The 24490-nt window shown below is 51.0% G+C and carries 14 protein-coding genes and 1 tRNA gene; 4 read left to right on the top strand and 11 right to left on the bottom strand.

Annotation, left to right across the window (positions count from 1 at the left end):
* The first annotated feature begins 20 nt into the window (after positions 1–20).
* Together dnaG and rpoD are read left to right on the top strand one after the other, a co-directional pair.
* Positions 21–2021: a DNA primase gene (gene dnaG, locus ACO6VE_RS14200; RefSeq protein ID WP_422447428.1), complete on the top strand. Its 2001-nt coding sequence runs from the start codon at positions 21–23 to the stop codon at positions 2019–2021.
* Positions 2022–2335: 314 nt separating this feature from the next.
* Positions 2336–4165, top strand: coding sequence for an RNA polymerase sigma factor RpoD (rpoD, locus tag ACO6VE_RS14205; protein WP_422447430.1), 1830 nt, complete (start codon positions 2336–2338; stop codon positions 4163–4165).
* 91 nt (positions 4166–4256) lie between these two features.
* Here the strand turns inward: rpoD and ACO6VE_RS14210 are convergent, their stop codons facing one another.
* From ACO6VE_RS14210 to ACO6VE_RS14260, 11 genes are all read right to left on the bottom strand, one after another.
* The gene (locus tag ACO6VE_RS14210; protein WP_422447432.1) at positions 4257–7403 is read right to left on the bottom strand and encodes a hypothetical protein; all 3147 of its coding nucleotides are present in this window, start codon (positions 7401–7403) and stop codon (positions 4257–4259) included.
* A 374-nt stretch (positions 7404–7777) separates the two neighbouring features.
* Positions 7778–9907 carry a polyribonucleotide nucleotidyltransferase gene (gene pnp, locus ACO6VE_RS14215; RefSeq protein ID WP_422447434.1) on the bottom strand — a complete coding sequence of 710 codons (2130 nt, stop codon included), beginning with the start codon at positions 9905–9907 and terminating at the stop codon, positions 7778–7780.
* A gap of 325 nt (positions 9908–10232) precedes the next feature.
* Entirely contained in the window at positions 10233–10502 is a 270-nt protein-coding gene (rpsO, locus tag ACO6VE_RS14220) for a 30S ribosomal protein S15 (RefSeq protein ID WP_101746598.1), read from the bottom strand.
* A 162-nt stretch (positions 10503–10664) separates the two neighbouring features.
* Positions 10665–11741 (bottom strand): tRNA pseudouridine(55) synthase TruB, encoded by a 1077-nt coding sequence (gene truB, locus ACO6VE_RS14225; RefSeq protein ID WP_422447436.1) that lies wholly within the window; start codon positions 11739–11741, stop codon positions 10665–10667.
* A gap of 3 nt (positions 11742–11744) precedes the next feature.
* On the bottom strand, positions 11745–12143 hold the full coding sequence (rbfA, locus tag ACO6VE_RS14230) for a 30S ribosome-binding factor RbfA (protein ID WP_101746600.1): 399 nt from the start codon (positions 12141–12143) through the stop codon (positions 11745–11747).
* 159 nt (positions 12144–12302) lie between these two features.
* On the bottom strand, positions 12303–14894 hold the full coding sequence (infB, locus tag ACO6VE_RS14235) for a translation initiation factor IF-2 (protein WP_422447439.1): 2592 nt from the start codon (positions 14892–14894) through the stop codon (positions 12303–12305).
* A 26-nt stretch (positions 14895–14920) separates the two neighbouring features.
* On the bottom strand, positions 14921–16414 hold the full coding sequence (gene nusA / locus ACO6VE_RS14240) for a transcription termination factor NusA (RefSeq protein ID WP_269672643.1): 1494 nt from the start codon (positions 16412–16414) through the stop codon (positions 14921–14923).
* A gap of 253 nt (positions 16415–16667) precedes the next feature.
* Positions 16668–17126 (bottom strand): ribosome maturation factor RimP, encoded by a 459-nt coding sequence (rimP, locus tag ACO6VE_RS14245; protein WP_101746603.1) that lies wholly within the window; start codon positions 17124–17126, stop codon positions 16668–16670.
* Between the two features lie 133 nt (positions 17127–17259).
* Positions 17260–17336, bottom strand: a tRNA-Met gene (locus tag ACO6VE_RS14250).
* Between the two features lie 260 nt (positions 17337–17596).
* A complete protein-coding gene (locus tag ACO6VE_RS14255) occupies positions 17597–18376 on the bottom strand; it encodes a hypothetical protein (RefSeq protein ID WP_422447443.1) in 780 nt (259 codons plus the stop codon).
* A 425-nt stretch (positions 18377–18801) separates the two neighbouring features.
* The gene (locus tag ACO6VE_RS14260; RefSeq protein WP_422461906.1) at positions 18802–19869 is read right to left on the bottom strand and encodes a hypothetical protein; all 1068 of its coding nucleotides are present in this window, start codon (positions 19867–19869) and stop codon (positions 18802–18804) included.
* A 101-nt stretch (positions 19870–19970) separates the two neighbouring features.
* Here ACO6VE_RS14260 and ACO6VE_RS14265 point away from each other — a divergent pair, with 101 nt between their 5' ends.
* Both ACO6VE_RS14265 and ACO6VE_RS14270 read left to right on the top strand, forming a co-directional pair.
* The gene (locus ACO6VE_RS14265; RefSeq protein ID WP_422461908.1) at positions 19971–22886 is read left to right on the top strand and encodes a UvrD-helicase domain-containing protein; all 2916 of its coding nucleotides are present in this window, start codon (positions 19971–19973) and stop codon (positions 22884–22886) included.
* Between the two features lie 188 nt (positions 22887–23074).
* Positions 23075–24328 (top strand): glycosyltransferase, encoded by a 1254-nt coding sequence (locus tag ACO6VE_RS14270; protein ID WP_422447449.1) that lies wholly within the window; start codon positions 23075–23077, stop codon positions 24326–24328.
* Positions 24329–24490: the final 162 nt, after the last annotated feature.

Consider the following 24490-nt stretch of genomic DNA (forward strand, 5'->3'; position numbering starts at 1 on the left):
TTCAGGCGCAGCACTCCACCATGGCCGGACGGATTCCCCAGTATTTTATTGATGACCTCCTGACCCGCATTGATATCGTCGATGTGATCGATCACCGGGTTAAGCTGAAAAAAACCGGTCGCAACTACTCTGCCTGCTGTCCTTTCCACAAAGAGAAGACCCCGTCCTTTACGGTGAGCCCTGACAAGCAGTTCTACTACTGCTTTGGCTGCGGAGCCAGTGGCAATGCCGTTGGCTTTGTTATGGACCACGACCACCTGGACTTTCCTGAAGCGGTTGACACACTGGCAGGACAGCTGGGCCTGGAAGTCCCCAGGGAAGAAAACCCGCACCGACAACGGGGCCCGGACCACAGCGAACTATACCATCTGCTGGAGCGCGCAGTGGACTTCTATAGCCGCCAGCTGAAACAGCATGAACAATCCCCAAGGGCATCCCACTACCTGAAAAACCGGGGGCTTGATCCACAAACCTGCCAGCACTTTGCCATCGGCTTTGCACCGCCGGGCTGGGACAACCTGAAAAAAGAGCTGGCCACCTCACCAGAAAAAGAGCAGCAGCTGATCACCACCGGCATGCTGGTCAAAAATGAAGACCGCAATACGGTGTATGATCGTTTCCGGGAGCGCATCATTTTCCCTATCCGGGATAGCCGGGGTCGCTACATTGCGTTTGGCGGCCGTGTTCTGGGCGATGAAAAACCCAAGTACCTTAACTCGCCCGAATCCCCGGTTTTCCACAAAGGCAAAGAGCTTTACGGGCTGTTTGAAGCCCGGCAGGCCAACCGCAAGCTGAGCCGCATCCTGGTGGTTGAAGGGTATATGGATGTGGTGGCACTGGCCCAACAGGGAATCACCAACGCGGTGGCAACCCTTGGCACAGCCACCACCCCTGACCATATGCAGCGACTGTTCAAAGTGGTGCCTGAAGTCATTTTCTGCTTCGATGGCGATGATGCCGGCCGACGGGCGGCATGGCGTGCACTGGAATCGACACTGTCCAACATGCAGGATGGTCGTCAGGCCCGTTTCCTGTTTCTGCCACAGGGCGAAGATCCCGATAGCATGGTTCGCAAGGAAGGCTCCGAAAGCTTTATTGAGCGAATCAAGAGCCAGGCCATCAGCCTGGATAACTTACTGTTCAGGGAACTGGAGTCAGAGCTGGATCTGACCACCATGGATGGTCGTGCCCGCTTGGCCAAACTGGCTCAACCTTATCTTGATAAACTGCCGGAAGGCTTGTTTCGTCAGTTGCTGGTGAAAAAGCTCTCAGACCGGACAGGACTGGATACACACTACCTGGAAGCTCACTTTCAGGAAAGTGCCCGCACCAGAGAGTTATCCACAAGCCGACCAGAGCCGGAAGCACGCAACATCAACCAGGAAGCACAGGTTCATCATGGTCACTATGAGCCTGCGCCTTTCTACGATGCAGACTACGAAGAAAGACAGTACGCACCAGAAGAACACCCGGGCTATAACACACCTGAGATTTCACGCAGGCCTTCAACCCGCCATCTGACCAACTCAGCCAGACTGGTGACCTGCGGTTATGCCATACGACAGTTATTATGTAATCCGGAGTTTGCCCGGGAAGTTTCCGAGCCATTTGACCACCTGAAACTGGAAAACGACAGTGACAGTCAATTACTGATCGACCTGTTAACCATCCTGAAAAAAGAGCCGTCACTGAAAGCCAGCACGCTTATTGCCCAATGGTACGGCACAGAAAAAGGACAGCGCCTGCAGGCCCTGGCCGCCCTGGATCACGGCACCACCGCGCACCGGGATGAGTTTCTGGAAACCCTGGCCAGCATTCGCAGGAAAGCAGGATTAAACCATCAGAAGAACCTGTACAAATCACTTATCCAGAGCTTCCAGAACAAAAAGCCGGGACAAATTAACGAAGAACTTCGCCAGCAGTTCCGTCAACATCAGGAAGCGTTCAGAGAGCAGATGACCCAGCAGCAGGCAACCGACAAAACACCCGGCAACCACCACGAAAAAAATGGGGAAAGTTAATCTTTTTTTGGTAGTGTCAGACAAATGCAACCGATTCCTCGAATCCATGCATAAAAAAATAACTGCACAACAAAAAATATTAGGTATACTTGAATTTCACTGTGTCCCGTGGAACTGCATTATTGGCCACATTTCTAATTCAAACCCGGTCTGAAAACACCAAGGAAAGGTAACCCGCGTCATGGAATGCATTCCGGTACCTCGTCCAACCAAGTCGGGCCGCTGCCCTGTGGTACTATACCCAGTTTATGAGCTATAATTGCCTGCTTACGTTTTTTGTCCGGTTCGTCAATATCCGCTGTTAAAGGGTTGATATGTCAGCAAATTCGCAACAACAATCCAGATTAAAAGAGCTTATCGCCCGTGGTAAGGAACAGGGGTACCTGACTTACGCGGAGGTTAATGACCATCTTCCGGAAGATATTTCCGATCCTGATCAGGTGGAAGATATTATCCGCATGATCAATGACATGGGTATCAGCGTCTACGAGACCGCTCCCGACGCCGATACCCTGCTCATGGCTGAAGCCGACACCGATGAAGCTGCCGCCGAAGAAGCAGCCGCAGCGCTTGCCGCCGTCGAACAGGAAGCAGGAAGAACCACTGATCCTGTCCGCATGTACATGCGGGAAATGGGTACCGTAGAGCTGTTAACCCGTGAGGGCGAAATCCAGATTGCCAAGCGCATCGAGGAAGGCTGGCGTGAAGTCATGTCGGCACTGGCTCAATTCCCCGGTTCTGCCCAGATTGTCCTCGACGAGTATGACCGCCTTACTGAAGAAGAAGGCCGCCTCACCGACGTTATCAGCGGCTATATAGATCCCGACGATGATACTGAGATCACCAATACCGATGATAACGATATCGAAATCGACGATTCACTTGATGACGATGACGACGATGGTGATGATGAAGACAGCGAAGAAGAGGGCGATAGCGGACTCGACCCGGAAGAGGCCAGAGAGCGCTTCACCCTTCTGAGAGATGCCCTGGAAAAAGCCACCACGGCTATTGCCACTCATGGCCGTGATAACAGCCGGGCGGCACTTGAAGAACTGGCCGCAGCTTTCATGCCGCTGAAGCTGGTTCCACGCATCTTCGACATGCTGGTGTTCCGAATCCGCAATGCCGTGGAGCGCATCCGTGATAACGAGCGCGCGGTCATGCAGCTGTGTGTTCGCAAATCCAAAATGCCCCGCAAGATTTTCCTTAAGGCATTTCCGGGCAACGAAACCAACCTTGGCTGGATCGATGAACTGGCCGCTGGCAGCGGTGGTTACATAGATGCTTTGCAGAACTATCGCGAAGAGATTGTTCGCGCCCAGAAAAAGCTGGCCAATATCGAGAAAGAGTTTGATCTTTCCCTGGTCCAGATAAAAGACATCAACCGTAAAATGTCCCTTGGCGAAGCCCGTGCCCGCCGCGCCAAAAAAGAGATGGTTGAGGCCAACCTTCGTCTGGTTATTTCTATTGCCAAGAAATACACCAACCGAGGCCTGCAGTTCCTTGACCTGATTCAGGAAGGCAACATCGGTCTGATGAAGGCGGTGGACAAGTTCGAATATCGCCGTGGTTACAAGTTTTCGACCTATGCCACCTGGTGGATTCGTCAGGCGATTACCCGATCGATCGCAGATCAGGCTCGCACCATCCGTATTCCGGTTCACATGATTGAAACCATCAACAAGCTGAACCGGATCTCACGACAGATGTTGCAGGAGATGGGCCGGGAACCCACACCGGACGAACTGGCTGTGCGCATGGATATGCCAGAAGACAAGATTCGTAAGGTACTGAAGATCTCCAAAGAGCCTATCTCCATGGAGACACCCATTGGTGATGATGAAGATTCGCACCTGGGTGACTTTATTGAAGATGCTACCATGCAGTCGCCTATCGACCGGGCAACCGGTGAAGGCCTGAAGGAATCTACCCGCATGGTTCTGGCTGGCCTCACCGCTCGTGAAGCCAAGGTACTGAGAATGCGCTTCGGTATCGATATGAACACCGACCACACGCTGGAAGAAGTGGGCAAGCAGTTCGACGTTACCCGTGAGCGTATTCGTCAGATTGAAGCGAAGGCCCTGAGAAAACTGCGTCATCCAACGCGCTCAGATCACCTCCGCAGCTTCCTTGATGAGTAATCATCAACCATAAAAAAAGCACCACACGGTGCTTTTTTTATGGCTTGCACCAAGTGTGACCAAATGCTCAATGAGTGGAATCTACCCGCTCTTATGCAGGCTTCATCAGCGCAAGCAGTTCCTCGACAGCCTCCCTACTCTTAACCTCACACTCATTCAAAGGCCGGGTTTTTGATAACCAGTCGTTAACTCTGAACTCAAAATCATGACGGCAAACATGGTGAGTCAATTTCATTTGAAGACTCTCAGTCAGCGCATGAAGGCGTTGATATTCTTCCTGAAGCTGGTTAGGTCGGCAGCCAGGTTTTCCTTCAGAGTGCAGGGCAATAAACTGTTTGGCTTTATTCAGGATAAGCAGACAGCCTATCAGCAAACCATAAATACGCTCCCCGGTGTTTTGGGGGTTGTGAAACAGAATGGTTTGAGGCAGGTCGAATGCTGCGCCTTTGTGCAATTGCTCTGTCAGCTGATCAAGGTTATCCGTGAGATATTGCAGCGTATCGTTCAGCAATCTGGTTTCTTCTGCAAACAACAAACACCATACCGGCCTCTCAACGCCAGGAACGAGAACGGGCAATCGTGATGCCTTTCCATCGGTTACTCTGGCGTCAACATAAACCTGAAAACCCATTGCCTTTACCCCCAGATCACCGTCTTTAAGATCAATACTGTAGGCCTTTGGCAATTTCATCGCCTGACATTCCGGGACAGGCCAGATGATGACACTTTGAGGGATGTCTGACTCACTGTCGGTATTCAGTGCCTGCAGCTTGTCAAAAAGGGTTCTGACAGATGCTTCTTTCGTGCAGATAATGTCAATCTCATCAAATGATGAGTGGAGGTTCTGTAAAAAGCGTGCGTATGAACCGGTAACCAGAATGGGAGGGTCGGTATAAGAATTATTAATTTCCTGAATAATCTCCAGTGTTTTCAGCGTTATTGAATTTAAATAAGTAACCTGACAAGAAAGTGGGCCTCCTTTGTCAAGATTGGCTGAACACCCGTTTACATCTGTGGAAAAACAGCCAAACCAGGCGTTGTCAGTAAACTGTTCAGGTGATCCGGGGTGCTCTCTACTGACCGCAACAGAAGCCTCAGCTTGACTGTCACAGGCTGAGCATTCTTGATGACTATCACTCCCACGGACAACGGTATTTTCTCGTTTAAACAGCATATTATCCATTATATTGGCTTCACAGCTGCATTGTTCAAACCAGAAGCCCAGAGCATGGCGCATCTTGCTTCCTTCAGAAAAGCGTTGAAGACACTCCAGAACCTGATTCTTATGAACGTGTCGTCCATTAACCAACTGTCTTGTGATACAGCAATGCGCCAGGAAGAAGAAATGGATACGTGAACTCTGAAACGAGTTTCTCAGTCCTTTGATGGATTGCAATACCTGCTCTGCTGACACTCTCTGATGATCAATGGACAGCCCATAGTGCATAGCCATGAATTGCAATTGACATTGCAGTCGTTGTTGCTCGTCGTCTTTATGGGATGCGTTGTTTAAGATTTGCCAGGCCTCTTGAAGTATCTCCTGAGCTGCATTGTTTTCATCATAATGCATGGGTTGTTTCAACTTTTGAATCAGATACCCGGCTTGCTTTACAGCATGATCGCCGGGTACTTCATTAAATACTTCTAACACTTGCCGGTTATCCAGACAGGCACCGTTCAATTCTCTTGCCGTTAATGCCAGCTGTACATAAAAATAAGCCCTTTCCATTAACCAGCCACCGCCTTCATAATCCTTAACCACTGCATCCGCTTCGACCAGCCGACCATTCAACGCCACTCCCCTGAGGCAACATTCCTGTTTGAAGCGCGTCATCCCCAGCCTGCCTTTCGAATTGTCCGGGAAATCCTTAATCACCGTATCCGGTGTAACCGGCTGGCCATTCAACGACAGCCCTCTCAGACAACATTCCTGTTTGAAGCGCGGCAGCTCCAGTGTTGCTTTGGCCTCCTCATAACCCTTAACCACCTCATCGGGTGTGACCTGCTGCCCCATTAACGGCACGCCGTTCAAGCAACATCGCTCTTTGAAGCGCGTCAAATCCAATACTGCCCTGGCTGCCTGATAACCCTTAACGACCGCCTCAGGTTTGACCTGCTGGCCTTCCAACAGCAGACCCTTCAGGCAACATGCCTCTTTGAAGCGCGCCTGTTCCAATATTGCACTGGCATCCTGATAACCCTTAAACACCACATCCGGTGAGATCCGCTTGCCATTCAATCGCAGGCCTCTCAGGCAACACTCCGATTTAAAGCGGGCCAGCTCCAGTGTTGCCTTGATTGCCTGATAATCCTTAACCACCGCCTCCGGTGTGACCGGTCGGTCATTCAATGGCAACCCCCTCAGGCAACATTCCACCTTAAAGCGCCCTATCCCCAGATTGCCTTGCGGGCTACACGGGAAAGCCTTAATCACTGCATCCGGTGTGACTTGCTGGCCATTCAACGGCAGCCCCCTAAAGCAACATGCCGCCTTAAAGCGCGCCAACTCAAGTGTTGCACTGACTGCCTGATAAGCCTTAATCACCGCATCGGGAGTGACTTGCTGGCCATTCAATAACAGGCCCCTCAGGCAACATTCTGCTTTGAAGCGCGCCAGTGCCATTTTGCCTTCGGGACTACCCGGAAAATCCTTAACCACTGCATCCGGTCTGACCTGGTGACCATTCAATAGCAAACCCCTCAGGCAACAGAGTTGCTTGAAACGGGCCAGTTCCAGTGATGCTTTGGCTGCCTGATATTCTTTTACCACCACATCCGGCGTGACCTGCTGACCATGCAACAGCCGCCCCCTTATACAACATTGCGATTTGAAGCGCGCTATCGCTAATTTGTACTTATTTTGATTTGGCTTCCGATTGAATTCCTGAATGACCTGATCCGGGAATACTTTTTGATTGTTATAAAGAATGTTCTTTAAGCAAAGCCTCTCAAGGAATAAACCACTCCTGAGAGACGTTGTATCATTTCTATAAGCTGAGAGCACATCAGCCGGGGTGATTTGACGTCCCTGCAATAGTTTTTTTTGCCAAAAGGCATCCTCAATATCCTTGCCATCATTCAGCGCTGAGGCTGTATCTTTATGAGTCTGATAGACTCTTTTACCGTTAAATCTGTTTCTGGAGCTGTCAGGAATACCGCTTGAACTGACTTGCCGGTCAACTCTAGCAGGCTTTCGATGGGAGTCGGTTGATGATGCCTTCAGAATAAAGCCCTGCACGCCTGGACTATGAATACCGAAGTTTGACCTCAAGAGGATTATTAGGTTCCACTGCCATGTGGGTTAAACACAGTCAGACTAGGAGGCTGTCCGAGAATAGACTGCCCTACTGCGGTTGCGATAAATTGGTCTAAAAATTCCTGCTTCTTCGTCAAATAGCCCCGCTATTCTCCTCAGAAGCAGAAATTTTTATCCTCAATTTCTCGCAATCCTCGCTACGGGCGCTATTCTCGGACAGCCTCCTCGTGAAAAAAGTGACTCTCATTTTTCTTGCGGGTCACAGAATAACTCCGTCAGGGAGTAGCAGAAAATTCTAATGCACAACAAGATATTGAGAGAGACTGGCACTGAGGCCAGCCTCTTTGAAGCGGTGATTATTCAGCCGCTGCAGCCTGCTGCTCTTTAATACGAGCAACTTCTTTCATGCTCAGCTTAATACGACCACGGTTGTCCAGATCCATCACAACCACTTCAAGCTTCTGTCCCATCTTGACGTAGTCAGCAACGTTCTCAACCCGATGATCAGCAATCTGGGAAATATGCACCAGACCATCCTGACCTGGCAGGATATTAACAAAAGCACCAAACTCAACAATGCGAGTTACCGTACCGTTGTATATCTTGCCGATTTCCGCTTCAGCAGTGACGCCGTAGACACGGTCATAAGCTGCCTGACAGGCTTCGCGGGTCTCACCATAAATTTTAACGGTGCCGTCGTCAGCAATATCAACCGATGCACCGGTATCTTCACAGATAGAACGGATAGTGGCACCACCTTTACCAATAACATCACGAATCTTGTCCTGATCAATCTTCAGGGTCATGGTCATTGGTGCGTTTGGCGACAGTTCACTGCGGGAACGGGCGATGACTTTATTCATCTCGGCCAGGATATGCAGACGCGCATGCAGAGCCTGGTCAAGGGCGATATCCATGATCTCTTCAGTGATACCGGCAATCTTGATGTCCATCTGCAACGCCGTAACACCGTGGGCCGTTCCAGCCACTTTAAAGTCCATATCACCCAGGTGATCTTCATCACCCAGAATATCGGTCAGGACTGCAAACTGCTCGCCTTCCTTAACCAGACCCATGGCGATACCGGCAACCGGTGCCTTCAGAGGCACACCGGCATCCATCAGCGCCAGGGAAGAGCCACAGACGGAAGCCATGGAGCTGGAACCATTGGATTCGGTAATTTCAGACACCACACGGATGGTATAAGGGAACTCTTCCTCACCGGGCAGTACTGCCTGAATACCACGACGGGCAAGACGACCATGGCCGATTTCACGGCGTCCCGGAGGACCCATACGACCAGCCTCGCCTACAGAGTAGGGAGGGAAGTTGTAATGCAGCATGAACGGGTCACGGCTTTCACCTTCCAGGGCGTCGACAAACTGCGCATCACGGGCAGTACCCAGCGTTGTGGTGACGATAGCCTGAGTTTCACCACGGGTGAACAGGGCGGAACCGTGGGTCTTTTTCAGAACGCCAACTTCTACCGTGATCGGGCGAACGGTTTTGGTATCACGACCATCGATACGCGGCTGACCGTTAATGATGTTGCCACGGACGACGGACTTTTCCAGTTTGCTGAAGTAGGTCTGAACATCATCCGCACTGAACTTGCCTTCGTCTTCGCCAACCAGCTCAGCTTCAGCTTCAGCGCGCAGCTCCGCCAGCTTGTTGCTGCGCTCCTGCTTGATGGTGATGCCATAGGCCTCACGAATTTTCTGCTCAAAGCCAGCAGCAACGGCTTCTTTCACTGCCGTTTTTTCTGGCTCTGGCTGCCAGTCCCAGGTTGGCTTACCGGCTTCTGCCGCAAACTCTTTAATGGCAGCAATAACCGCCTGGTACTCCTGCTGGGCAAACAGAACCGCACCCAGCATTTCATCTTCTGTCAGTTCCTGCGCTTCGGACTCAACCATCAGCACAGCGTCGCTGGTACCGGCAACCACCATGTCAAGCTCAGACTTTTTCATCTGCTCGAAAGATGGGTTGAGAAGGTAACCGTCGTCTTCAGTGAAACCAACACGGGCAGCACCCACAGGACCGGCAAAGGGAATACCGGAGATAGCCAGGGCCGCAGACGTGGCAATCATGCCCAGAATGTCAGGATCGTTCTTCTTATCCACCGACATTACCGTGATGATGACCTGAACTTCGTTCATGAAACCTTTCGGGAACAGCGGACGGATAGGACGGTCAATCAGACGGGAAGTCAGCGTCTCTTTTTCGCTGGCCTTACCTTCACGTTTCAGGAAACCGCCGGGAATTTTACCCGCCGCGTAAACCTTTTCCTGGTAGTGAACGGATAATGGGAAAAAGTCCTGACCATCACGGGCACTTTTAGCACCCACTACCGTCGCCAGAACCTGCAGCTCACCCATGGTTGCCAGCACGGCACCGGTGGCCTGACGGGCAACCCGTCCAGTTTCCAGGGTCACGGTGTGTTCACCGAACTGGAAAGTCTTTGTCAATGCTTTTGGAGCAATACTCACGTTATTTTCCTTTATTACCAAACGATATCACCCCACCTGCATCCACACTGTCATAGAGATGGATGCAATTCAGAGACCTCTGAATCGAAGTCTCTGAATTGCACCCCATGCAGACAGAGTGCAGGCATGGGTAATTCTTGTCCAAGACTACCAGAGAAAACAGAGCCCGGCAGTCGCAACCCGCAGAGAGATAATGCCCGGGCTGACAACATTCTCAACCCGCAAATAACAAAACACCGCCAGCCACAGATAGTGCAGCTCGCGGTGCCTTGACTGAGGGAGGTGATATCAAGACACCACCACCCAATATGACTGTATCAAACGATCAGCGACGCAGACCCAGAAGCTGGATCAGGCTGCGGTAACGTTCAACATCCTTACGCTTCAGGTAGTCCAGCAGGTTACGACGCTGGTTTACCATGCGAATCAGACCACGACGAGAGTGATGATCCTTGTGATTCGCCTTGAAGTGTCCCTGCAGACCTTCGATGTTAGCGGTCAGCAGAGCCACCTGAACTTCAGGGGAACCGGTGTCGCCTTCAGTGCGAGCGAATTTCTTCAGGATTTCAGCTTTCTGTTCAGCAGTCAAAGCCATTGTTCAATCTCCAGATAATATGCAATACAGATAACCGGCATGACCGTGCATATTTACAGCCAGCCATTCAAACAAGCGACGAATTCTATCACTATGTTGTGAACGCGTCCAAAAAAACTATATAAGCAGTTGGGCAAATGGAATCGCGTATTTCAGGCTGAATCAGCCTTTGACCAGACGCTTGGGTGCTACCAGACCATCATCGGTAATTTCGCCGATACCCAGGAACAGCACGCCTTCGGCCCCTTCAGCAACGCCATAGATGCGGACATTGCCGGATGTCGGTGCCTGAGGCACCTGGACCGGATTCCCCTGGGAAACATAATAACTGCTGGTTGCACCCAGTTTGACCTGCGGCCAGTCACTGACAGCGCTGTCCTGAGGCAACAACAGGTCATCAATAACACGATCACCGGCCTTATTGCGGATTTTCGACAACTCCCTCAGGCGCTCTGACTGCGCTGGTTCCAGCTTGTCACGGCCCAGCTCCTCTGCCAGAGCGGACAGCTCGGCAAACTCTATACGCTGGTCGACATCCAGGGCCGACTCACGGGCTTCATCCCGCATGGCCGCCAGCTCATCCAGGGAGTGCGCCTGATGCTCAGTGTAAGGGCCTGCCTTGAGGCGCTTCAGCTCAGCAACATGACCAAGGCAGCCCAGGGCCTCACCAATATCTTCAACCAGCGTGCGGATATAGGTTCCCTTGGTGCAATCCACCTCGAAAACACACTCATCCCCATCAAAGTCCAGCAGCTCCAGACGATGAATGGTAATGGTGCGCGAAGGGCGCTCAATTTCAATCCCTTCCCGGGCATATTCGTACAATGGCCTACCGTTGTGCTTGAGCGCAGAGAACATGCTGGGCACCTGCTCAACATCACCCCGGAACTGGTGCAGAATGGCCTCCACATCGGAACGGGTGACCGTCACCGGACGCTCTTCGACAATCTCCCCCTCACGATCACCTGTGGTGGTTCTCACCCCCATTTTCATGGTGGTGCGGTAGGATTTATCAGAATCCAGCAAATACTGGGAAAACTTGGTGGCCTCCCCCAGACAGATGGGTAAAACGCCCGTTGCCAGCGGATCAAGGCTGCCGGTATGGCCCGCCTTGGCGGCATTAAACAACCGCTTCACCCGCTGGAGCACCTCGTTGGAAGAAGCGCCATAGACTTTATCAACCACAATAATACCGTCCACCGGACGGCCACGATTAGCGCGTCGACCTCTTCTGGCCATGACTTACTCCTCGGTACCTTCTTCTGAGCCTTTATCCGCTTTAGCGTCTTTGGCAACCGCCTGATCGATCAGCGAGGACAGGTAAGCCCCGCGCCGCAGACTGTTGTCATAGTAAAAGCGGAGTCGCGGGGTAAACCTCAGCTTGATGGCCCTGGCCAGCTGAGAACGCAGGAACCCCGCGGCCTGACTCAATATCTCCAGGGATTGATCAATTTTTTCCTGATCATCCACCCCAAGAAACGAGACATAAACATCTGCAAAAGCGAGATCCCGACTTACTTCGACCACACTGACCGTGACCATGCCAAGACGAGGATCTTTCATTTCCAGCTGAATCAGCTGAGCCAGTTCTTTCTGAATCTGGTCGGCTACTCGCTGGGTACGACTGTACTCTTTAGCCATTGAATACTCACTCCGTAAACCACAATACCCAAAAGGCACAAAAGGCACAGAGACACAAAGCAATCCTTCCCTTTGTGACTTTGTGCCTTTGTGGTTAAAAAAGCCTGCGGGAAAAACCGCAGGCTCTGGCGTCTATTTCACATTCACACGCATAACGAATTAAAGCGTACGCTGTACTTCAATCGTCTTGTAAACCTCGATCTTGTCACCAGGCTTAACGTCGTTGTAGCTCTTAACGGCGATACCACACTCCATACCGTTACGAACTTCGTTGACATCATCCTTGTAACGACGCAGAGACTCCAGCTCACCTTCGTAGATCACCACGTTATCACGCAGTACGCGGATACGGTCGTTGCGGTACACGGTACCTTCAATAACCATACAGCCAGCCACGGCACCAAACTTCGGTGAACGGAATACTTCACGAACTTCAGCGGTACCCACGATCTGTTCACGGGTATCGGAGCCCAGCATACCGGTCAGCGCTTTCTTAACGTCATCAATGATGTCGTAGATAACACTGTAGTAACGCAGATCCAGCTCTTCAGTCTCTACCACTTTACGGGCAGAAGCATCGGCACGAACGTTAAAGCCAACGATAACGGCGTTGGAAGCCAGGGCCAGGTTGGCGTCGGTTTCGGTAATACCACCAACACCACCAGAGATAACCCTTACTTCGACCTCATCGTTACCCTGCTCTTCCAGAGAAGCGGTCAGCGCCTCCAGGGAGCCTCGTACGTCTGCCTTGAGGACGATGTTGAGCGTCTTCTTATCTTCAGTTCCCATTCTGGAGAACATATTCTCCAGTTTGGAAGCCTGTTGACGAGCCAGCTTGACTTCGCGGAACTTGCCTTGACGAAACAGGGCGATTTCACGGGCTTTACGCTCATCGCGAACCACCAGCATTTCGTCACCGGCATCCGGCGTACCATCCAGACCCAGAATCTCTACCGGGATAGAAGGGCCTGCTTCTTTGATGGGCTGGCCGTTCTCATCCAGCATCGCACGTACACGACCGTACTGCTGTCCCACCAGGATATTATCACCCTGATTCAGCTTACCGCCCTGCACCAGAACGGTGGCCACAGGACCACGACCTTTATCCAGTCGGGACTCAACAACGACGCCACGGGCAGGACCTTCATCCGGAGCAGTCAGCTCAAGCACTTCGGCCTGAAGAATAACTGCTTCCAGCAGATCTTCAACACCTTCACCGGTCAGGGCGGATACTGGCATAAACTGCGTATCGCCACCCCACTCCTCAGGAATAACGTCACGGGCAGACAGCTCGTTTTTCACCCGATCCGGATCTGCTTCCGGCTTATCCATCTTGTTCACGGCAACCACGATAGGTACGCCAGCCGCTTTCGCGTGTTGCACCGCTTCTTCGGTCTGCGGCATGACACCATCGTCAGCAGCAACAACCAGGATAACGATATCCGTCGCCTTGGCACCACGGGCACGCATGGCGGTAAAGGCCGCGTGTCCAGGCGTATCCAGGAAGGACACCATGCCACGATCCGTTTCTACGTGGTAGGCACCAATGTGCTGGGTAATACCACCGGCTTCGCCAGCCTGAACGCGACTCTTACGAATGTAGTCCAGCAGCGAGGTCTTGCCGTGGTCAACGTGACCCATAACGGTCACTACAGGCGCACGGGGCCTGGCTTCGTAAGCAACGTCTTCCAGCTGATCATCCACCAGGGTGTCTTCGATGGCGTCTGCCTTGGTCAGCTTGTATTTGTGGCCCATTTCTTCAACCACGATACTGGCAGTATCCTGATCGATAACCTGGTTGATGGTTACCATGGAGCCCATTTTGAACATGGCCTTGATAACGTCCGCCGCTTTGATGGCCATCTTGCTGGCCAGCTCTGCAACCGTGATGGTTTCCGGGATGGAAACTTCACGAACAACCGGCGCTGTCGGCTTGGTAAAGCCGTGAGCCGCCATGGACTCAGGTGCCATGGTACGGGCAAACTTGCGACTGCCGCCACGGCGATCATCACGCTCGTTGCGACCACCTTTACCACGGCGTGGCAGATCGTCATTGTCATTACGACGATCTTTACCCTTGCTGCCACGCTTGTTGCGGGACTTGCGGTCATCTGCCGGCGGCGGTGCATCACCGAAAGAAGGTGCCGGAGCGCCACCAGTGCGCTGACCACGATCGCCACCCGGACGTGGGCCACGGTCACCACCCGGACGCGGGCCACGGTCACCGCCAGAACGCTCACCGCCCTGACGAGTGCCGCGCTCACCGGAACGGGAGCCACGGTCATCGCTGCGCGCGCCGCGTTCATCTTTCTGGCCACGATCATCCCGGCGTGGGCTGCGATCATCTTTACGCTGACCACGGTCATCCCGACGCTGGCCACGCTCTTCCTGCTTTTCAGGACGGGCCGCCGCTTCATCCGCTTTTGGTGTTTCTTCAGCGGCTTCGCGCTTGACGTAAGTGCGCTTTTTACGTACTTCTACGTTAACCACTTTGTTTTTGCCGGAACTGCCACCAGACACTTTCATGCGGCTGACCGTCTTACGCTTCAGCGTAATCCTGGTCGGCTCAGAACCGGTACCGGCATCACCATGAGTTCGCTTCAGGTGGGCCAGCAGCTGCTGTTTTTCTGCATCGGACACAGACTCTTTGGCGCTGCTTTTGGTGAGACCAGCGTCTTTCATCTGCTGCAACAACCGCTCCACTGGAGCGCCGACCACTGCTGCGAGTTGCTCTACGGTTACATCTGCCATTCACACTTCTCCTCTCAGTGGCCCGCTCAGTTACCCGCTTCTTCAAACCACGGTTTCCGCGCCGTCATGATCAGCTCACCAGCCCGATCTTCATCCATTCCGTCAATATCCAGAAGGTCATCGATCGATTGTTCAGCCAGGTCTTCCATCGTAACGACACCGCGACTGGCCAGCTCATAGGCCAGTTGCTGCTCCATACCTTCCATATTCAGAAGGTCATCAGCAGGCTGGGTACCATCGAGCTTTTCTTCCTGGGCAATGGCCTGAGTCAATAACTGATCCTTGGCCCTTGAGCGCAACTGTTCAACGATATCTTCATCAAAGCCTTCAATGGCCAACATCTCCTCAAGAGGGACGTATGCAATCTCTTCCATGGAGGTAAAACCTTCTGCCACCAGCAGTCCAGCCAGATCATCATCAACATCCAGCTTTTCCCTGAAGGTCTGAACCACACGACCGGCTTCCTGCTGCTGTTTGGCAGCGGCGTCCTCTTCGGTCATGACGTTCAGGATCCAGCCCGTCAGTTCACTGGCAAGGCGGACATTCTGGCCACCACGGCCAATAGCCTGAGCCAGATTATCTTCACTGACCGCAATATCCATCGTGCCCTTGTCTTCATCGACAACGATTGAAGCCACTTCGGCCGGCTGCATGGCATTAATCACGTACTGCACCGGGTTGTCATCGTAAAGCACGATATCAACACGCTCATTGCCCAGTTCACCGGAGACCGCCTGAACACGGGCACCACGCATACCGACACAGGCACCGACCGGATCAATCCGGCCATCATTGGTTTTCACGGCAATCTTGGCCCGTGAACCCGGATCTCTGGCAGCACCTTTGATCTCAATCACTTCTTCTGAAATTTCAGGAACTTCAATACGGAACAGCTCAATCAGCATCGCGGGCGCTGTTCTTGACAGCATCAACTGCGGACCACGCCCCTCAGTGGACACTTCATGGAGCAGGGCCCGAACATGGGCGCTCATTCTGAAGTTCTCGCGGGGCAATACCTGATCTTTCTTTAAAACCGCCTCAGCGTTATTGCCAAGATCAACAATAATGCTGTCACGGGTTGTCTTCTTGACGGTACCGGAAATCAGGGTGCCCATTTTGTCACGGTACTGCTCAACCATCTGCAGGCGCTCGGCTTCACGTACCTTCTGGACAATCACCTGTTTGGCTGTCTGAGCGGCAATACGGCCAAAGCCTACCGACTCAACCGGTTCTTCCCAGATACCACCAATTTCAAGAGACTCGTCGTGCTCCTTGCCTTCATCCAGAGTCAGATGCATGCCGGGAAACTCAAAATCCTCGTCAGCGACCACAGTCCAGCGACGGAATGTATCGTATTCCCCATTAGCCCGGTTGATCGCAACCCGGATATCCACTTCGGTTTCGTACCGTTTCTTTGTCGCTGTCGCCAGAGCGGTTTCCAACGCCTCAAAGATGACCTCGGGCGGTACTCCCTTCTCATTGGATACGGACTCTACGACCAACAGAATCTCTTTACTCATGCTCTGCCTCGCCTATGCTGAACCAGTCCATGCCTATGGAGCCTGCCGAACTCACTTCTGACCTGCGGCGAAAAGCCTGATCTGGTCACGACCCATGCTGCTTTTGGTCAAATAGCCCTGCTATTCTCCTCAAATCAGCATGAAAAATGTCTCAAATCAGGCTTTTCTCGCTCTGGTCAGCCAAGTCCGACAGGCTCCTGCCAACACATCCCTGGCTGCTAAACCGGGATATCCGCCCGGCCTGAAGGATAATTCAGTCGAACTGTGGTATCACCTGCGCCTTATCGATGCTTTCGATTGGCAACAGAAGCTCATGGCCATCGGCCTCTATAACGACATCCTGATCTTCAATTCCCTTGATGATGCCCCGATACTTTCTGCGCCCTTCAAAAGGCACCCTCAGGCGTATACTGACCGTATGGCCAGTCATCATCTCGTACTGCTCAAGCCGGAACAGCGGCCTGTCCAATCCCGGAGAAGATACTTCCAGGGTATATTCGTCCGCAATTGGGTCTTCTACATCCATAACGGCACTCACCTGACGGCTGACCTTTTCGCAATCTTCCAGGGTGATGCCATCTTCTGCGTCGATATAGACCCGAAGCAGCGAATTCCGCCCACGGGAAACAAACTCAATACCCCAGAGACGGTAATCAAGCGACTCCACGATCGGCTCGATAAGTGTCTCCAGCTGCGACTGCTTACCTGCCACGACTGAATACCTGCCAAAAAAACAAAAAAAGGGCTATAAAGCCCCATATATTCGCACAATGACCAGAACGGCCATCACACATCAATTACTCGCTACCTAACAAAAAACCCCGCAAAGGGGGTTTTTCAGGATTTGGTAGCGGGGGCTGGATTCGAACCAACGACCTTCGGGTTATGAGCCCGACGAGCTACCAGGCTGCTCCACCCCGCATCAAATTGTTCATCAGTATACTTCGGCAAGAGCCAGCTGACAACCTCTCCCCAATATCAAATACACTGACCCTGAAGCAAAGAATCAGCACTGAATTTGACTCACTAATCGTTACAAAAGCTGGCTACAAAACAGTAATGGTAAAGCTCTACACCACAAAAAACCGCTCTATTATCTACCTTTTCCCAGTGCTGTCAACTTGCCCGAAGCACTCCCTGCCATGGCTGGAGAATTTTACCGATTCATCAGATTATCGCTGATCAGGGGTAAAACCGGAGCGGTGCCCGCAATGATGGTTGTGGTTGTTGTGGTACTGAACTTTCCTGAACAGGAAAACTGTCTTTCACATTGGAAAATTTGTTGTTTGTATCATCTTTTGGACCTTTACCGCCTTTCTTCATTAACCCTTGATCATCATGCTCACAGCCTTGTCTTGTTTCACCGCTGTAGGCCCCCCCCCGTCCTGCGGCTGCATACTCTGCATTACGCCTGTCCACAGACACTGATCGTTGATTACCAAGTGAAGTATTGGATTTAAGACTGCCGGGATGGGTTTCCAGATATTCCTTATTGAGACAACCCTGCAAGAATGACTGGTGTTCACCGAGGGTTGTAAAAATTGTTCCCAGAATTTTTTCCTTAGTCAAACCAAAATGGTCAGGATTTTTGTATTTTTTTTCTAACATCTGAACTAATGTCTCGGCTCTACGTTTGCGTGTACGTATTGCTCTTAATTCCTGCATTTCATCCTCCTTAATAACATCCTCCTGATATAAGTAGTTCCAGTATTTGTCTGGCATAAGATTATCTTTGAGATACTCAATTTTACCTTTTTGATACCAGTGATCTTCAATTGACGGTTTATCCCACTCCGAGGTAACTTTACCTGCCGAAGCAAGGCTGGTTTGAGAAACAAAATCAAAAGTGCCGGAGCCTGAAAAATGAGCAGCAGGGCCAGGTATATTGGGGATAAATGACTCACTATCAGTCTCCCGGGGTTGCACAACAGGGCCAACCACTCCTGGCTGGAGAGAAGCCACCTGCCTGCACATCCGGGAGAATGTGCCAGAGGCGTTGTTTTCATCAGGACTATCGGGGCGCTGAGGTCTTGCCGGGTTATTCAAATCGTTCAAATTACAACCGGCATACACATTTACTGGATCCATCGTTTTAACTACTACACATATAAACAACTACTTTAACCGGGTGATTGCCAGCAAAAGGAGGAGGTTGGACAGATCAAAGATATTCCTGCGAATAACCTGTCCACAGGAGCCATCTTCGAATTAGCGAATAAAGCATTAGTCAACAATTGCTACATAAAGTTCCCGACGGTAAACATATATCATGACCAAATGGTCAGAAACCAATAGCGACAATCCAAAACAGCTTGCTCAAAACGCTCTTCAGAAGGCGGAGTTGGTATTAAGTAGCTAACCATATGAAATCACATATGGCCAGCTACTTACTTTATCAGTACACACAAAACCAATAGGGCCATTGCCATCATCCCCAGGGCAACGATTAATCCGGACAAAAGTTCCGAAGCCGAAGGGCTGGCGAAAGAGACCGAGCCACGAAGACCTGTAAAGGCTTCCAGAACGGTAATAAGAAGAAAGAATAAAAACAAAGCGGTTAACAGCTTGATGCTCCAAAGCCCAATCCGGAATTTTCTGAACATAACAACACCGGAATCACTGCCTTTGCCACAAAAGCAAGTGCCATTGAAAAAGCAGGGATGCTTCCCCGGGCTCTCGCATTGCCTTCCCGGCCCGTCTGCCAAGCATCGGCCAGAGCATCCCTCAGGGCAGTCCATTACCTGACCATATACATGGTCACCACAGGACAGGTCACAGTATGCTCGGTGTAGCGGATCATATTGGGAGTGTGCCCCATGCCGGGCTGGGTGATTGGCGCAGTTGGCATAGTAGTCAAGACATAACTGAAAGAAGACCAGATCACTGTCCGGAAAAATGGCTTTACCGCCGACAATCTTACCGTGACCAACTTGCCAGGCTGTCTCTTTCCTGACTGTTTTTTTTGTGGCTTTCCAGAACCGCCTTTTTCTGGCAACTGCCGGGAACCCTTGCATGATCCTGCCAGTCTGCCCAAAAACAACCAGACCACCCATCGTTTGAGGATAGTGGCTGTTGAATGGTGGTCGATGAGCCGGGTAACTGTTCGGCCAGTAGCGCCTGCGAAGCTTATGAGGACGGAATAAAAAAGGATGAAATAAAAAAGGGCGAATAACACTCTGCAGAGGATATATACGACGAGACCTTAATGACCGGTGAACAATCTCATTCTGCCCGGGCAGTTCCCTATTGTTATCCTGCTCACCCTGCCTGGCAGGAAGCGCCAGAGACCGGCCACGCCCTTTATAACGCGCAATTGCAAACCCGGTAAAGCCACCCCGTTTGCCAATAACGGAAAACCCGAAAGAATGGCCCTGCCCTGAACGGTCAATTCCGTCAACCGCATAAAACCCAGACAGGATTTCTGATTTACCACCAACACCAATCGAATTAGACATCTCTGAACAATTGCTGGCCAACGGCCACCCATTCATAATACTGGCATCATCAGAGCATTCGACGCTCGCAAAAGCACAGCAGGTTTTCTACCCTATTGCCCATGAATATACTTTTATACAACGATCTCAATGCAGACCAGATACCCGGCTTTGCCAAAGTTCGCAAAGCCCTTGAGAACAATAATTTCCAGCAGGCGGATGTGCGCAAGATCGGGGATAACCTTTACCGCGCACGGCTGAACCGTAACGATCGGCTGTTATTCTCCCTGCACCGGTACAATGGCGAGCCCTACTGCCTGATTCTGGAGTATATCCGCAATCACGCCTATGAAAAGTCCCGATTCCTGGAACGGGGCGTAACCATTGATGAGGAAAAAATTCCGCCGATTGAGGCTGCGGAAACTGAGTCCTCACCAGAACTGACTTATCTCAATACCGACCACGACCGCTTTAACCTGCTGGACAAGATAATCTCCTTCGATGGTGAACAGCAGTCCGTTTATCAGCTGCCGCCGCCCCTGGTGATTATCGGCAGCGCCGGTAGCGGCAAAACCGCCCTGACCCTGGAGAAAATGAAGCAAGCGACGGGCGACGTACTATACGTCAGTCACTCCCCCTTTCTGGTACAAAGCGCCCGTAATCTTTACTACGCTCACCAGTACGATAATGAAGAACAGAATGTGGAATTTCTCTCCTTTCGGGAGTTCCTGGAAAGCATTCGGGTACCCGCCGGTCGGGAAGTAACGCTGAAAGACTTTGAAGGCTGGTTCCAGCGCCATAAGGGCAACAGCAAACAGAAAGACCCTCATAAACTCTTTGAGGAGTTCCGGGGCGTGCTGACCGGCCCTTCTACCGAATCACCCTGGCTCTCCCGTGATGAGTACCTGAAGCTGGGGGTGAAACAATCCATCTTCAGTGAAGAAGAGCGTTCGGGCGTTTACGACCTGTTCGATAAATACCGGCAGTTCCTGGAAAAGGAACAGTTATACGACACTAACATTATCAGCCACCGCTACCTGGCCAGCGCCGAACCCCAATACGACTTTATCGTGGTGGACGAGGTGCAGGACATTACCAACATTCAGCTCTACCTGATACTGAAGACCCTCAGGTATCCGGGCCACTTTATCCTCTGTGGTGACTCCAACCAGATTGTCCACCCGAACTTTTTCTCCTGGTCCAAGGTCAAGACCCTGTTTTTCGAGCAGCAGGGCCTGACCGGTGAGGGTGAGATAATCCGGATACTCCAATCCAATTACCGCAATGCGCCGGTGATCACCCATATTGCCAACCGGATTCTGAAACTGAAGCACGCCCGCTTTGGCTCCATCGACAAAGAGAGCAACTACCTGGTCGACAGCATTGGCGAACACCGGGGACAGTTGCAGCTGCTGGCCAACAGCCAAAAGGTCAAACAGGATCTGGACAGCAAAACCGCCCGCTCCACCCGCTTTGCTGTGCTGGTGATGCACCCGGACCAGAAAGCCGCCGCCCGCCAGTGGTTTAATACGCCGCTGGTCTTCTCCATCCAGGAGGCCAAGGGGCTGGAATACGACAATATCATTCTTTACAACTTTATCAGCGATGAAGAAAAGAGCTTCCGGGATATTGCCGCAGGTGTAGACCCTGCCGCGCTGGAAAAAGAGACACTGGAATACGCCAGGGCGAAAAACAAACAGGACAAATCCCTGGAGGTCTACAAGTTCTATATCAACGCCCTCTACGTTGCCATTACCCGGGCGGTGAGCAACCTCTACATTATCGAAGCCAACCAGAAGCATCCGTTAATGCGGCTACTGGACCTGGAACGATTTACCGGTGACCTGCAGATGGATAAGCAGGACTCCAGCCTGGATGAGTGGCAGAAAGAGGCCCGCAAGCTGGAACTGCAGGGCAAGCAGGAACAGGCCGATGAGATCCGCAGCCGGATACTGCAGCAAAAGCCGGTACCCTGGCCGGTACTCGATCGCACCGCCTTCATGGAACTGCAGAAAGAAGCCACAAGCGGCAATAACAGGAAAAAGCAGCTGCTGGCTCTGGAATACGCCCTGATCCACTGGCATCGCCCCATGCTCAACCAGTTGCTCACCAGCGGCTTTAAACCCGCCACACAGACGGAAGAAAAAGCGGTCAAACAACTGCACCAAAAGCACTACATGACCTACGACCTCAATAACCCCGGCAGTGTACTGCGCGACACAGAGAAATACGGCATCGACCACCGCACCATCTTCAACCTGACCCCGTTGATGGTTGCCGCCCGTCTTGGCAATGCTGGCCTGGTCAGGGAACTGATGGAGCGCGGTGCCAACCCGGATCTGTCTGGCAGCCATGGTCTCAACGCCCTGCAGATGGCACTGGAACAGGCACTGATGGATGAGCGCTATGCCCGCCATAAACTGGCACCGGTCTACAGCAACCTGGAACCGGACAGCCTGTCCATCCAGACCCAAGGCCGTTTGATCAAGCTGGACAAGCGCCTGATGGGACTGTTTGTACTGAACCTGATGTTTGCCATGTTTTATCGCAAACTGGGCGAACTGGCAGGCAGAGGCGAGGGTTTCTCGGCCAAAGACATTACCGAATGGGTGCAAACCCTGCCGGACGAGGTCTTACCGGAACGTCGGAAAAAGCAGAGCTACATCAGCAGTATTCTCTCCGGCAATGAGGTCGATCGGGATGCACCCTATAACCGCAGGCTATTCAAACGCATCCGTCGAGGCCATTACATTATCAACCCCGGCATGAAACTTCGCCAAGGCGAGGAATGGGTCGCTGTGCACGACCTGTTAAACCCGGAAGACCTGGGTTTCAGACCAAGCTGGATGAACCTGAGCAAAGAGGATCAGCTGATCTTTAAACATCGTTTTGAACAATTCGACCAGAACCGCAGGCAAAATCTGACGGCCTATTGTGAGTACATTGGAAAACTGCAAGAACAGGCAGAGAAAGAACTGGAAGAACGCCGGGTGAAGTCCCGGCTGGACATCCAAAGTGAGGAACTTATCTCCGGATAGGTGTTTTATCGCCTGTGATCTGCTGTACGTTACCCGCACAACCAGAACAGGTTTTGCGGGTAGTGCTCTTTTCTCATTCGAACTTATGGAACTTTTTCTTGACCACACACTCTAAGCTGATTACTAGTTAGAATTTAACAATTTTAATTCTTTGTGATCAAAGGATTTAATTAGTTAAACGGAGTTTTATGAACATTTCTTCCACTCAAGCTTTACCTACAAAAAACTTTATCGAAGAGTTAATACTAAAAGATTCTGAAATAAAGAGTGCATATCAAGAATTTACAAGTCAAACACATGGAGAATTAATTCCAAGAAACCATTTTTTTGAATGGGTTGGTAAGAAAACTCTCCCTGAGAGACAGGTACAAATAGTTCACCATTTTAAGAGCCTTGGAAAGTTCAATGATTTTCATGTTTGCGTTCTGACTGATAAACCAATGAAATTTATTGCTGCAGAATCAAAATGTGATGGTATATCCGGGACGGTGGAAATCATCACCGTCGACAAACTGAATGAAGACTTTTATAAAGCATTAAAAGATTCTAATGAGCCTGACTGCGATAAGCTCTATAAAGACTTTGTTAACATTACGCAACTACACAACGTAGGACTGGAAAATCAAGCATTACGAAGTGATTATTATCGGCTAGCGCTCCTCTATACATACGGCGGCATTCATAGTGATATAAATATACCTTTAAAGGAACTTGACTCATCGGCAAGTGCATTACAATATCCACTCATTCCACTTAGGGGAAAGAATGGTCTACTAATACGCACTATTGATATGCCATTTGCTGGATCTGACGGGACAATTCCCCATTGGGATAACTCCCTCATCGCTTCCCAAAAAAACAATCAGATTGTTCTTTCCATGATTAAACATATGCTTAATCTAGAGAATAAGCTGAAAGATATACTAATAGAAAACTCAAATAAAAGTGAGTTTAAAAAGACCCTGTCTTTACACGATGCAATGCGATTATGGCAATGCAAGGAAGAATATTATATCAAAGCATCTATTGAACTTACTAAAAATGCATACAGAATTGCATATCCTGATATAACTGAAGAAGCTTTAAACTCTTTGGCATCTCAAGTAAAAGATAATTTAGTTCCAGCTTTGAAATCCACAGAACATGCAGTAGCTAAACAACAGGGTCTTTTAACTGCCAGGCATTGTATTGTCTCAAGAATGTTAGGGGGCGGTACTGACGCACTAACTCCTATAATTAGAAAAAAGTTAAGTAGAGGAAAGTTAATTAGAGAACAAATTAAAGAAGTAGAAGACTTCGCTAAATCTTTAAGCTTTCCATTACCAGACGATCAGCCATCTTACGCAAATATTAAGCCATTACACGATGGGCGTAACCACAAGGGACTTTGCAGCTGGTATGGTCAATCAAACCCTCATTATGTCGATGATAGCAACATCTGACACTCCCCGCCCTATCGGGCGAGGGTTCTTAGATCGCTCCAAGAACCTTCCTGCTTCAACACGCCTTCCCTAGATAGCGGTTTTTAAGCCGCTATCCCCGTTCCAGTCGCTCCACAGGCTAACCCCGCCAGTCCGGCGGTTCTTATATTCTTTGCTGCGTTT

This window comes from Endozoicomonas sp. ALB115 (genome assembly GCF_049310245.1).
In the GTDB taxonomy this organism is placed as follows: Bacteria; Pseudomonadota; Gammaproteobacteria; order Pseudomonadales; family Endozoicomonadaceae; genus Endozoicomonas.